Annotated in this window: 11 protein-coding genes and 1 other annotated feature; of the genes, 1 reads left to right on the top strand and 10 read right to left on the bottom strand. The window is 44.4% G+C overall.

What is annotated here, in order from left to right; genetic code table 11:
- Window positions 1-8: 8 nt before the first annotated feature.
- The 8 genes from leuB to NST31_RS13210 form a co-directional block, all read right to left on the bottom strand.
- The gene (gene leuB / locus NST31_RS13245) at window positions 9-1109 is read right to left on the bottom strand and encodes a 3-isopropylmalate dehydrogenase (RefSeq protein WP_339161150.1); all 1101 of its coding nucleotides are present in this window, start codon (window positions 1107-1109) and stop codon (window positions 9-11) included.
- Between the two features lie 26 nt (window positions 1110-1135).
- Complete coding sequence (locus NST31_RS13240; protein WP_339161149.1) at window positions 1136-2683, bottom strand: 2-isopropylmalate synthase; 1548 nt, start codon at window positions 2681-2683, stop codon at window positions 1136-1138.
- Entirely contained in the window at window positions 2670-3704 is a 1035-nt protein-coding gene (ilvC, locus tag NST31_RS13235) for a ketol-acid reductoisomerase (protein WP_077109592.1), read from the bottom strand. The genes NST31_RS13240 and ilvC overlap by 14 nt, the downstream gene beginning before the upstream one ends.
- Before the next feature lie 17 nt (window positions 3705-3721).
- Complete coding sequence (gene ilvN, locus NST31_RS13230; RefSeq protein WP_077109593.1) at window positions 3722-4240, bottom strand: acetolactate synthase small subunit; 519 nt, start codon at window positions 4238-4240, stop codon at window positions 3722-3724.
- Window positions 4237-5958, bottom strand: a complete 1722-nt coding sequence (gene ilvB, locus NST31_RS13225; protein WP_077109594.1) for an acetolactate synthase large subunit — start codon at window positions 5956-5958, stop codon at window positions 4237-4239. The genes ilvN and ilvB overlap by 4 nt, the downstream gene beginning before the upstream one ends.
- Window positions 5959-6114: 156 nt before the next feature.
- Window positions 6115-6362 (bottom strand) — a binding site (T-box leader).
- Between the two features lie 3 nt (window positions 6363-6365).
- Window positions 6366-8030, bottom strand: coding sequence for a dihydroxy-acid dehydratase (gene ilvD / locus NST31_RS13220; RefSeq protein WP_339161146.1), 1665 nt, complete (start codon window positions 8028-8030; stop codon window positions 6366-6368).
- A 32-nt stretch (window positions 8031-8062) separates the two neighbouring features.
- Window positions 8063-8962, bottom strand: a complete 900-nt coding sequence (gene ilvE, locus NST31_RS13215; RefSeq protein ID WP_339165552.1) for a branched-chain-amino-acid transaminase — start codon at window positions 8960-8962, stop codon at window positions 8063-8065.
- A gap of 240 nt (window positions 8963-9202) precedes the next feature.
- Window positions 9203-9700, bottom strand: coding sequence for a hypothetical protein (locus NST31_RS13210; protein ID WP_339161144.1), 498 nt, complete (start codon window positions 9698-9700; stop codon window positions 9203-9205).
- 187 nt (window positions 9701-9887) lie between these two features.
- Here NST31_RS13210 and NST31_RS13205 point away from each other — a divergent pair, with 187 nt between their 5' ends.
- Entirely contained in the window at window positions 9888-10292 is a 405-nt protein-coding gene (locus tag NST31_RS13205; protein WP_339161140.1) for a helix-turn-helix transcriptional regulator, read from the top strand.
- Window positions 10293-10525: 233 nt separating this feature from the next.
- Here NST31_RS13205 and nagB read toward each other — a convergent pair whose 3' ends face one another.
- Together nagB and megL are read right to left on the bottom strand one after the other, a co-directional pair.
- A complete protein-coding gene (gene nagB, locus NST31_RS13200) occupies window positions 10526-11233 on the bottom strand; it encodes a glucosamine-6-phosphate deaminase (protein ID WP_339161137.1) in 708 nt (235 codons plus the stop codon).
- Between the two features lie 245 nt (window positions 11234-11478).
- Window positions 11479-12666 (bottom strand): methionine gamma-lyase, encoded by a 1188-nt coding sequence (gene megL, locus NST31_RS13195; protein WP_339161134.1) that lies wholly within the window; start codon window positions 12664-12666, stop codon window positions 11479-11481.
- Between the last annotated feature and the right edge of the window lie 151 nt (window positions 12667-12817).

Below are 12817 nucleotides of genomic sequence, written 5' to 3'. Positions count from 1 at the left end.
GTCACACCTCACGAATAAGCCGCTAAAATATGGTCTGAAATAAGTTCCTTTTCTATTTCTTCAATGATTTTTTCAGTCATTTCTGTTGTTGTTAATACATTGCTGCCGTCAACTTTAAACTCACCCGTAAAATAACCGTCTTCAAAAACGTTTCTGACCGCTTCTTCAATTGCCGCTGCTTCCTGGTTCATGCCGAATGTACTGCGAAGCATCATGGCACCGGATAAGATGGCTCCAACCGGGTTTGCTTTATTTTGTCCAGCGATGTCGGGCGCAGATCCATGTACAGGTTCGTACAAGCCGAAACCATCTGCGCGAAGGCTTGCGGATGGCAGCATTCCGAGCGAGCCTGCAATAACGGATGCTTCATCACTTAAAATATCGCCAAACATATTCTCGGTGACAATGACATCGAATGAAGCGGGAGAAGTGATTAGCTTCATAGATGCAGAGTCTACTAACATATGTTCATATTCTACTTCTGGATATTCGGCAGCCACTTCTTCCACAATTTTTCGCCATAATCTGCTCGACTCCAATACATTCGCTTTATCGATCGAAGAAACCTTGTTTCTCCGTTGTTTTGCCAACTCAAATGCGAATCTGACGACACGTTCGATTTCTTCACGGCCGTAAACTAACGTATCGACGGCTTGATCGTCTGTATGGTAGCTCGGTTCTCCAAAATAAAGGCCTCCCGTTAGTTCCCTTACGAATACAAGGTCCACACCTTCGGCTACTTCTTCTTTTAATGGGGAGAAGGCTAGAAGCGTTTTGTATGCTTGCACGGGTCTCAAGTTCACACTTAGCTCAAAGTGTTTTCGAATTTGGAGAAGTCCTTTTTCCGGCCGCAGTTCTTTCGGAAAGTGATCCCATTTTGGGCCGCCGATCGCACCAAGTAAAATAGCGTCGCTTTCATCACAAATCTTGATTGTTTCTTCCGGAATGGGATGGCCGGCTTCGTCTAGGGCTGCCCCTCCTAGTAAACCATACACCCACTCAAACTTATGGTGAAAGCGGCGGCCAATTGAATCTAACACGGCAACTGCCGCTTCCGTTACTTCTTTACCAATACCGTCTCCAGAGAGTACAGCTACCCGTTTTTTCATCCCGTGTTTCCTCCTTCATATTTATATTACACCGATGACTTTACGAGCTCTTCCATTTGCTTTTGCAGCAACGAACGGTTGATAGCGTTCAAATACGCTTTGGCCGATGCTTCCAATACATCTTGCGCCGTACCTCTGCCTGTTAGTTCTTCAGTATGATTAAAAGTCAAGTTAACGACGGCTTCTCCAAGCGCGTCTCTTCCTTTGCCAATAGAAGAAACCCTGTAGTCAAGCAAGTTTACTTTTCCATCTACAATCCGTTCGAGCGCGTTAAAAATCGCTTCTACGCTGCCGGCTCCGGTGCAGGCATCTTCTACGACCGTTCCTTCTGGAATTTTTACCTGTACTGTAGCTGTGGGGATATGTTCTGTACCGTATTGAACTTGAATAGACTCAAGTTCATAAATAGCTGCCTCTTCGGCTTTCAACTGCTGGTGCGTCAAAATAGTCCACAAATCTTCTTTCGTAATTTCTTTTTTGCGGTCAGCCAATTGTTTAAATTCTTTGAATGCTTCGTTTAAAGCTTCTTTATCAAGGAGGAAACCCATTTCTTTCGCGCGCTCATGGAACGCGTGGCGGCCGGAATGTTTTCCGAGCACCAAGTTGTTGGATGTTTCGCCTATAAGCTCCGGAGTAATAATTTCATATGTGGTCGGCTCTTTTAACACGCCGTCTTGATGGATGCCTGATTCATGGGCAAACGCATTTTTTCCAACAACAGCTTTGTTCGCCTGGATGACCATTCCGGTCAATTGGCTGACAAGCTGACTCGTGCGTTTGATTTCGTTCAGCGTCAAGTTTGTTTCAACATTGTAAGCATCTTTTCTCGTATAAAGAGCGACTCCTACTTCCTCAAGGGCCGCGTTACCGGCTCTTTCCCCGATTCCATTAATCGTACCCTCAACTTGATCAGCGCCGTTTTCAATTGCGGCAAGCGTGTTTGCTACTGCCATGCCGAGATCGTTGTGGCAATGGGAAGACAATTTAACCTGCTCAACGTTTGGAACATTCTCTTTCATATATTTGAACATCACTCCATATTCATGCGGAGTCGCATAACCAACCGTGTCGGGCAAGTTGATGACTGAAGCGCCAGCCTTGATGGCCTGTTCCACGATATGGGCAAGAAACGCCGGATCAGAGCGAAATGCGTCTTCTGCTGACCATTGCACAATCGGGAAAAATTGCTTCGCATATTTAATCGATTCAACTGCCGTTTCAACGACCTGTTCAGGAGTTTGCTTTAACTTATAAGTCATATGGATCGGTGAAGTGGCAATAAAGACGTGAAGTCTTGGACATTCAGCCACTTTGAGGGCTTCCCAGGCTGCATCGATGTCAGATTTTACTGAACGGGCCAATCCTGTAACAGATGAATGTTTGATGGTGGAAGCAATTTGCCGCACCGCATCCAAATCGCCTGGAGAGGCGGCGGGAAAGCCCGCCTCCATTACATCTACTCCAAAGCGTTCCAATTGCTTGGCAATTTCAAGCTTCTCGGCTGTATTTAAATTAATGCCAGCCGACTGCTCTCCATCGCGAAGTGTTGTATCAAAGATGTCAATTTTTCGCACTGGTCACCACTTCCTTGTCGGCTTTCTTTTTGCCGGCCTTGACAAATGGCATCATTTCGCGAAGCTCTTGGCCTACTTTTTCAATGAGATGTTCACTTTCCCGTTGGTTGATTGCATTAAATTCCGGTCTGTTCAACTGGTTTTCTAACAGCCAGCCTTTTGCAAACTTCCCTGTTTGAATATCGTTCAAGATCTCTTTCATGCGCTCTTTTGTACCTTCATCAATAACACGCGGACCGGATACGAAGTCTCCCCATTGTGCTGTATCGGAGATGGAGTAGCGCATACCTGCCAATCCGTCTTCATACATAAGGTCAACGATTAATTTCAATTCGTGCAAGCACTCAAAGTATGCCAATTCCGGCTGATATCCAGCCTCGACAAGCGTTTCGAAACCAGCTTTTACAAGCGCTGTTGTTCCACCGCAAAGAACTGCTTGTTCTCCGAAAAGATCTGTTTCTGTTTCCTCTTTGAAAGTTGTTTCCAATACGCCGGCACGGGCACTTCCAATTCCTTTTGTATATGCCAATGCAATATCTCTTGCTTTGCCTGTGGCATCTTGATAAATAGCGAATAGAGCCGGTACACCCGCACCTTCTTGGAATGTACGTCTTACCAAATGGCCAGGTCCTTTTGGTGCTGCAAGAAATACGTCAACGTTTGAAGGAGGAACAATTTGGTTAAAGTGCACGTTGAATCCGTGGGCGAATGCCAATGCTTTTCCTTCAGTCAATTCAGGTTTGATTTCATTTTCATATACAGCTGTTTGTCTTTCATCCGGCAGGAGGATCATGATGATATCTGCCTGGGCAGCCGCTTCTTTTACCGGATATACTTCATGTCCGTCTTCTTTTGCTTGCTCAAAAGATTTTCCTGGTCTTACACCTACAATAACGTCAAATCCGTTATCTTTTAAGTTGCTTGCATGGGCATGCCCTTGAGAACCGTAACCCATGATCGCAATCTTCTTTCCTTGTAGTACTGCCTCGTTGATTTCGTTGTTGTAATATACTTTTGCCATAATTTCCATCTCCTCTTTTATAATTGTAAAATTGATTGTTCTGATGTTTCTTGTATTTGATGTTCCCGAACAAACGCCGTAGCGCCTGTTCGAGAAATATCCTTAATGCCATACGGCTTCAACAGGTCGATAAATGCTTCAACCTTTGAAGGTTCGCCGGTGACTTGGACGGTAATAATGTTCTTGCCCATATCAATGACGGTTGCCCTGAACGGTTCGATGATGCTGTATACTTCGCTGCGAATTGCCGGCGGGCAAGTGACTTTGATTAATGCCAGTTCCCTTGTGACCATTCTCTTATCTGTAATGTCTGTCACTTTTAAAACATCTATCTGTTTTTGCAGTTGTTTTAAAAGCTGTTCCATCTTCGCCGGATCTTCAATCGGAACGATTAATGTCATTTTGGAAATCCCCGGGTTCATCGTTGGTCCGACGGTGATGCTTTCGATGTTAAACTGTCTTTTGGAAAACAGTCCGGTAATCCTGTTAAGGACACCACTATTATTGTTGACTGTTAATGTTACAACACGTTTCATTGTCCCACCCCAATCATTTCATGTAGTCCTGTGCCTGGGGCAACCATTGGATAGACATTCTCTTCCTGGATGACACGGCAATCAATGATAACCGGCTCCGGAGTATTAAATGTTTTTTCAAAAATGGCTTTCGCTTCCTCGGCGTTTTCCACTTTATAGCCTTTAATCCCATATGCTTCGCCAAGTTTGATAAAGTCAGGCTGCTCGGGAATCAACGACTGGGAATAACGCTCCTCGTAGAACTTTTCCTGCCATTGGCGAACCATTCCAAGACATTTATTGTTTAAAATAACGATCTTGATCGGCAACCCAAGTTCCTTTACGACTGACAACTCTTGAAGACACATTTGGAAGCCCGCATCTCCTGAAATGGAAACAACCGTCCTTTCAGGGTCGGCAACTTGCGCGCCGATCGCTGATGGAAAACCAAAGCCCATCGATCCCAGTCCTCCGGAGGTAACCCATTTGTGTGGACCTTTAAAGCGATAGTATTGGGCGGTCCACATTTGGTGCTGTCCGACATCTGTTGTGATAATGGCCTCTCCGTTAGTGATTTCGTGAATCATTTCGATCACATGCGGTGAAGACAACTCATTCTCCTTTGATTCCGGCGTTTTATACGGATATTTTGTTTGGTACTCATCCAAGTGCTCTGTCCATTCGGAAATATCCGGAACATGGAAATCCGTTTTGTTGAGCTCTTCCAATACCGCTTTTGCATCAGCCACAATCGGAATCTCCGTGGGAACGTTCTTCCCGATTTCGGCCGGGTCAATATCGATATGGGCGATTGTTGCGTTCGGTGCAAAGTGTTCCAAGTTTCCAGTCAAGCGATCATCAAACCGGGCTCCAAAGTTGATGAGCAAATCACATTCGGTAATTGCCATGTTGGATGCGTAAGTTCCGTGCATACCCGCCATTCCCAGGAATTGAGGATGGTCGCCAGGGATGCTGCCAAGCCCGAGTAATGTATTCGTCACCGGGAACCTTGTGTTTTCAACAAAAGCCTGGAATGCTTCCGCGGCCTTTGCAAACAGGACACCCGCCCCTGCAAGTATAAGTGGTTTTTTCGCACTGGCCATGGCATTGACCAGCTTTTGAATTTGCAAATAGTTTGGCCGTGTGGTCGGCTGATACCCCGGCAGATGAATTGGCTTTTCCGGATAAACGCCTGCCGTTTGCGTCGCGATGTCTTTCGGAATATCGATGAGTACAGGGCCGGGCCTTCCGGTCGACGCAATGTAAAATGCTTCTTTAATAATCCGGCCAAGGTCTTCCAGCTTTTTCACCTGATAGTTGTGTTTTGTAATCGGCATCGTGATTCCGACAATGTCCGACTCTTGGAATGCATCTGTTCCTAGCACGGAACTGCCGACCTGTCCGGTAAAAATAACGAGTGGAAGGGAATCCATCATGGCATCGGCAATACCCGTCACAAGGTTTGTAGCCCCCGGGCCGGAAGTAGCAATGACAACACCCGGTTTTCCGGTTACCCTTGCATATCCTTCCGCGGCATGGATGGCTCCTTGTTCGTGCCTTGTCAGAATATGCCTGATCGGGTTTTTATATAAAGCATCGTAAATCGGGAGTACAGCTCCTCCCGGATATCCGAAAATGATTTCGACGTTTTCCTTTTGCAGTGCTTCTATGAACAAGTCTGCTCCAGTCTTAACTTGCTCTTGCGTTTCCGTGTCTTGTTTTTGGTTGCCTGTCTTCATCGGGAAACCTATACTCACCTCTTAGCGCCTTCCTTTCATTTTGAATTGAATGATTATTTTTAATAAGAACTTTTACCAGTGCGGCAGCAACTCATCTTGTCATTTTTTTTATAATAAAAAAAGTTTTTTCAGCCCACACAAAAGGAGAACCTTTTATGCAGGGATGAAAAAACTTTCATGGTACCACCCTACTTTACAGTGACAATCACTGACTCATGAACAGCAGGTAAGCTGTTCATTGATAACGGGAACTTTGGGTAATCCCCGTGAATCCATAATCGCTTTCGCTTTCAGGATTCCGGCTCTAAGGTGATGTCGCGAATGACTGCATTGCCGGTTTCCAGCAGTTCCGACTCTCTGTAAATGCAGGGCTTCATCCACTTTTTCCTCATCATTGCCTTTAAGGTTTATATTTTCATGACGCCGCCTGTACTTGCGGACGTGACCAGCTTTGAGTATCTTGCCAAGTAACCTTTCTTGATCTTCGGTTCAAACGGTTTTAAGTTCTTCTGCCTTTCGGCAAGTATAACATCATCTACCAGCAGTTGAATAGTCCGATTTTCCAAATCAATAAAAATTTCATCGTCATTTTCCACCAATGCGATTGGTCCGCCTTCAGCAGCTTCAGGAGAAATATGTCCTATCGAGATTCCTCTTGATGCCCCGGAGAAACGCCCATCTGTTATCAGAGCGACTTCTTTGTCCAGTCCCCGGCCGGCAATGGCTGACGTAGGCGCGAGCATTTCCGGCATTCCGGGTCCGCCTTTTGGCCCTTCGTAACGAATGACTACGACATGTCCCGATTGTACAGTACCGTCGTTAATTCCTTTTTGCGCATCTTCCTGAGAGTCAAATACAATCGCTTTACCCCGGAATGTTGTAATCGACGGGTCCACCGCGCCAACTTTAATGACCCCGCCATTTGGAGCGATGTTTCCGTAAAGGATGGATAATCCTCCAACTGGACTATATGCCTTCTCCCTTGGCCGTATGACTTCAGGATTGGTAATGACGCTGTCTTTCACATTTTCATAAACGGTTTTGCCAGTAACGGTCAAACGATCACGCTCAACAGCGCCCATCTCGCATAATTCGCGAATGATGGCACTGATTCCACCGGCTTCGTGGACGTCCTGCATCGTGTAGTTAGATGCTGGAGCGATTTTTGACAAATAAGGAACACGTTTGGCTACTTCGTTAATTCTAGATAAATCGTAATCTATTTCTGCCTCGTGTGCAATAGCCAATGTGTGGAGAACCGTATTTGTTGAGCCGCCCATGGCCATATCAAGTGCAAATGCATCATCAATGGTCCGTTCGGTCACAAGGTCTCTTGGCTTGACATCTTCCTTGACCATGCGGATCAAATTTTTGGCGGCTTCTTTGATTAAACGGTGACGCTCATTTGATGTGGCGACAATTGTTCCGTTTCCGGGAATGGTAACCCCCAGCATTTCCATTAAGGAATTCATGGAGTTTGCTGTGAACATTCCGGAACAAGAGCCGCATGTCGGACATGCATTCTGTTCAATGTCTAGCAATTTCTCCGCTGTCATTTTTCCGGCGTGATAGGCTCCGACTCCTTCAAAAACAGAAGTTAAAGTCAACGGATCACCATCTGAAGACATCCCGCCTTCCATCGGACCGCCCGAGACAAATATCGACGGGACATTTGTCCGGAAAGCCGCCATGAGCATTCCCGGTGTGATTTTGTCACAGTTGGGAATATAAAATACACCGTCAAACCAGTGTGCGTTGATAACCGTTTCCGCAGCATCCGCGATCAGTTCCCGGCTGGGCAGTGAATAACGCATTCCAATATGTCCCATGGCAATGCCATCGTCGACGCCGATTGTGTTGAATTCAAACGGAACGCCTCCGGCTTCCCAAATGGCTTCCTTCACCACTTCGGCAAATTCCCGTAAATGCTTATGCCCTGGAATGATGTCAATATATGAATTACAAACACCGATAAACGGTTTATCCAAATCTTTTGTTTTTACACCCGTTGCGTAAAGCAAGCTCCGGTGCGGGGCTCGGTCTATCCCCTTTTTTATCATGTCGCTCCGCATGTCAATCCCCGCTTCCTTCTCTTTTATCTGTCTTAGCTTACATGTAGAGCCTCGTCGTAAACTTTGACTCCGTCTGTTGTTGTTATTTTTCTGAAACTTTCAAGCAAGTCGTTTGTAACCGGGCCAGGTTTTCCGTCTCCGACCACGCGGCCATCAATTTTTACGGCTGCGATGACTTCCGCGGCTGTACCGGTCAAAAATACTTCATCTGCTGTGTAAACATCGTGTAATGTAAAAACAGACTCCAATACTTCATAGCCTTTTTCACGAGCAACTTCGATAATGACATTTCTCGTAACTCCTACGAGCGCTCCAATATGTCCAGGGGGCGTATACAGCTTCTGATCTTTTACGAGAAAGATGTTATCAGCTGAACCTTCCGCCACATATCCCTGATCATTTAACATAAGAGCTTCATGTGCTCCGGCAAGATTCGCCTCTATTTTTACAAGAATATTATTTAAGTAGTTTAAGGATTTTACCATCGGGCTTAAGACATCTGAACGGTTTCTCCGTGTCGAGGCCGTTACGATTTCTATTCCCGATTCATACATTTCCTTCGGGAAAATACGGAGCGGTTCAGCAATGACAATGACAGAAGGTTTTCTGCAGTTTGCTGGATCCAACCCTAAATCCCCGACTCCACGGGAAACAACGAGACGAATATAGGCATCTTTCAGATTGTTTTTCCGGAGAGTTTCTATTAGAACCTGAGTCATTTCCTCTTTCGTATACGGTATATCTATCATCACTGATTTTGCAGATTCGTATAATCTGGTTAAGTGTTCGTTCAGTCGAAATATGTTTCCATTGTATGATCGAACACCTTCGAAAACACCGTCCCCATACAGGAATCCGTGATCATATACCGAAACAACGGCATCTTCTTTCGTTACTAATTCGCCGTCGAGGAAAATCCATTGCTCACTCACCATTTTTCGCCCCTCTCAAACTTACCCATTTACTATACTTTAGTGGGATACATTGTTCTAAATAATACCGTGGTTTCGGGGTTTCGTCAACCATTTTTCAGAATCTTGTAGCTGTTTGAAAGGTAATAAAATAATGTATCCGTTTACAAATATGATCGTATCAATGATCTGTATTTTTGAATTATTTTTGAATAATGATTGGAAAATGCTTCTGAACATTCATTGGGTGAAAGGAGTACCTCAGCTTTTTGATTCCGGCCCTTCTTTACCGCCTTGATCCCGATGGAGATGAGGACTTCTTATGTATCTTACGTAGGAATTTCTCATCGTGGCCAATGTTGCGAAGCTTAGTTCATGGCGGTTGTTTTTCAATCCGAAAGACGCAAGCAGCATGTAGGCCATTCTCTGCGGAAAGAAGCCGGTCTCGTCCAAATAGGGGTCCACAAAAAATTTCCATTTGTTCAAATCTATGGATATTGCCGCTCGCCATTTGTGAACATCGGCCTTTATTTCAATCATGATGGTTGTTTCAACGTGGAGGGGAGATAAACGGAAGGACTCCGAATGATGAGGGTCCAGAGGAGTGTTGCTAATGAGTGAGTCATAGAAATGAAACTTTGGCTTCATTAGAAATATATGTGTACCCTCAACCCTCGTCCCCTTACAAACCAATGCCATATTTTTTCCTATCAAACCGCCTTTCGCAATTACCTTTTTTATTTTGACAAACGCAGACACTACCATTCACCCCCTTCTCCCGTTACCTTTATCATAGTTAAAAGTACCCATAAAGAAAACAGACTTTTATTGTATAATTCTCATTATTTTAAAATGAAATAGGAAATTTTATTACAAAATTGAATATCAAGCTTTCGAGAAGAAAAAACCCGTTATGTTTAGACAAAAAAGTTAACGGGGGATGACGATGGCTTTTCATGAAGAGTTAAGGAAATATCGCGTGGAAATATTAAAATTAAGCCAGGAAGAGGCCATACGCCGTCTTCATATCAGCCAAACCGCCCTTTCTTTTTATGAGACAGGAAAAAGACAAATTACAATAGACATGTTAAAAGATTTTAAACGTGCCTATTCCATTCCCGATGAGCAATTGATGCGGATGATGTTTGGTGATCCGACAGGAAAAGAATACCCGCCCCTTGTTTTGCGGGAACATTCCCGAGATGCCGATATGCAGCGCGTCATTGAAATGCTTCAAAAAAATCCGAAATTGCTAAGCGCTCTTGTCAATTTGTCGTATGCATCCGAGAAAACCCAAAAAGCGCTCACTGAGCTCCTTCCTCACCTGCTAAAATTTAATGAAAATCAATAGAAGGTTTCTCAGCTTTTTAAGACCCAAGTCTTTTTTTAGGGAAGCTATATTTACGAACAGGATGCGGTTTCACAACGCAAGATCACGGAAACAAACAGAAAAAGAAGCTGCGACGAACGATAAAAACCGAACCTCTGCTTTGGCTGAACTGCTCCCCTTTTAGCATCCAGGTTTTCAATTTTTTACCTGTCTGCTTAAAGGAGAGCATATCGGGCCGGGGTTCGGTTTTATATTTATCTTTTCAATTTTTCGGCAGCACCCTCATCCAAGATGACCCAAGCGTGTTCATGCTTTTGCAAAACAGACGCTGGACAATCGACCGATACGGGACCTTCTACCATCTTGCGCACAGCATCTGCTTTTCCTTCTCCAAACGCAAGCATGATAATTTCCTTGGCAGCCATGATTGATGAGATGCCCATTGTAATGGCCTTAGTGGGGACTTCTTCGTCCTTTTCAAAGAATCGTTTGTTTGCTTCACGTGTAGAAGGGGTCAGTTCGGCAACATGAGTAAGAGAATGGAAGGATGTTCCCGGTTCGTTGAAGCCGATATGGCCGTTGGGGCCGATTCCCAATATTTGCAAATCAACGGGATTTTCTTTGAGGATTTGCTCGTATCGCTCACATTCTTCCTGCGGGTCTTCTGCCATTCCATTTGGTAGATACGTATTTTTAAAGTTCATGTATTTAAACAATTCTTCTTGCATGTAATAATTGTAACTTTGAGGACTATCCGGCGAGAGCCCGATATATTCATCCAGATTTACTGTCGTGACATGGGAAACATCCCATCCTGAAGTACGAATCTTCTCATACAATTTTAGGGGCGTGCTTCCCGTTGCCAAACCAAGTGTCTTCAGCCCATTTCCGAAGCTTCTTTTAAAAATATCATATGCCTGTTCTGTTGCCTCTACAGCGGTTTTACATATTAACACGTTCATTCAAGCTTCCTCCTTTACATGCCGATCTTCTCATTGAAGTCCTGAGGTTTTAAAGGGTGGCGCATATCTGTCAGCACCCAGACATTTATCCTTCCTTAAAACTCAGTATGACATTTTTTTATTATAGCAGTCCCTCTTTTTTTATGACAATGAGAAAATCAACCAGCACGTAACACATCGTCATGAAAGCTCATCATGATCAGAAAAAAAGCTTGCCCTGTATACAGACAAGCTGTCTTCAAATTTTATTTTATTCCATCAAGTGCCTGTTTCAAATCAGCCCAAATATCTTCCCAAGCTTCTAAACCGACGGACAGCCGGATCAATGTGTCGGAAATGCCCATCTTTTCACGCTCATCCTTCGATATTCCGGCATGGGTCATCGATGCGGGATGTTGAATAAGCGTTTCGGTGTCTCCCAGACTGACCGCGAGCTTGATGAGCTGTACGCGGTTTAAAATAGCCTGCGCCTCTTCCTTCGTACCTTTCACTTCAAAGCTGATCATGCCGCCCGAACGTCTCATCTGCTTTTGGGCTAATTGATATTGTGGAAACTCCTCATCCCCGGGATAAAACATTTTTCCGACTTTTGGATGTGATTTTAATGTTTCAGCAATTTTTTTAGCATTGTCGCAGTGGCGGTCTAATCTGACTGCCAGCGTTTTTAAACCACGTATGAGCAACCATGCGTCAAATGGAGAAATAATCCCTCCGATATCTTTTCTGACAGACGCGGCCATTTCCGCCATCTCTTCCTTGTCGGCCCCAACGATAATTCCGGCAATGACATCCCCGTGGCCTCCAATATATTTGGTGGCACTGTGCACAACATAGTCACAACCAAGTGTTAGCGGCTGCTGTAAATACGGGGAGCAGAACGTGTTGTCCACAACCACTCGAATACCATGTTCTTTCGCCACTTTTACAATCATTTCGAGATCGGCAAGCTTCATGGTCGGGTTAATCGGCGTTTCAACATAAATAACCGCAGTTTCTGGGCGAATTGATTTACGCAACGTTTCTTCGTCATCCATATTGATCAAGTCATGGTCTATTTCATACTTTTGCTTTAACAGTTGTAAAAGCCCAAACGTACAACCATAAATGCCATCCGAACATAAAATGTGGTCATGGGATTTCGTTAAATGAAATAATGTGGCGCTTACTGCAGCCATTCCTGAAGTAAAAGCGAGTGCGGCTGCCCCATTTTCCAGCGCCGCCATTCTTTCTTCCAGTATGGCAATGGTCGGATTGCCAAACCGTGAATAAATATGCCCTTCTGATTCACCGGCAAAACGGGACTCCCCTTCTTCCGCTGTCGGGAAAGAGAACGTTGATGTTTGGAATAAAGGCGGGGTCAGGCTGCCTGAATGCTCTAACGGGTTATACCCCGCGTGTATTACTTGTGTCTCAATATTGTTATTCTTTTTCACTTTATAACCTCCTGGAATACATCTCTTCTTTCATTTTATGATATCACCCTCAGGATGAAAAGAATTACATTTCGTAGCTATTGGAAATATATGGTTTCTTTATTAAAATAATGTAACATTTTGTATTATTTTCATGAAATGTGGATTTTTT

It is taken from the genome of Siminovitchia sp. FSL W7-1587, assembly GCF_037963795.1.
Taxonomy (GTDB): Bacteria; Bacillota; Bacilli; order Bacillales; family Bacillaceae_C; genus Siminovitchia; species Siminovitchia thermophila.
This window is presented reverse-complemented; position numbering and strand designations above follow the sequence as displayed.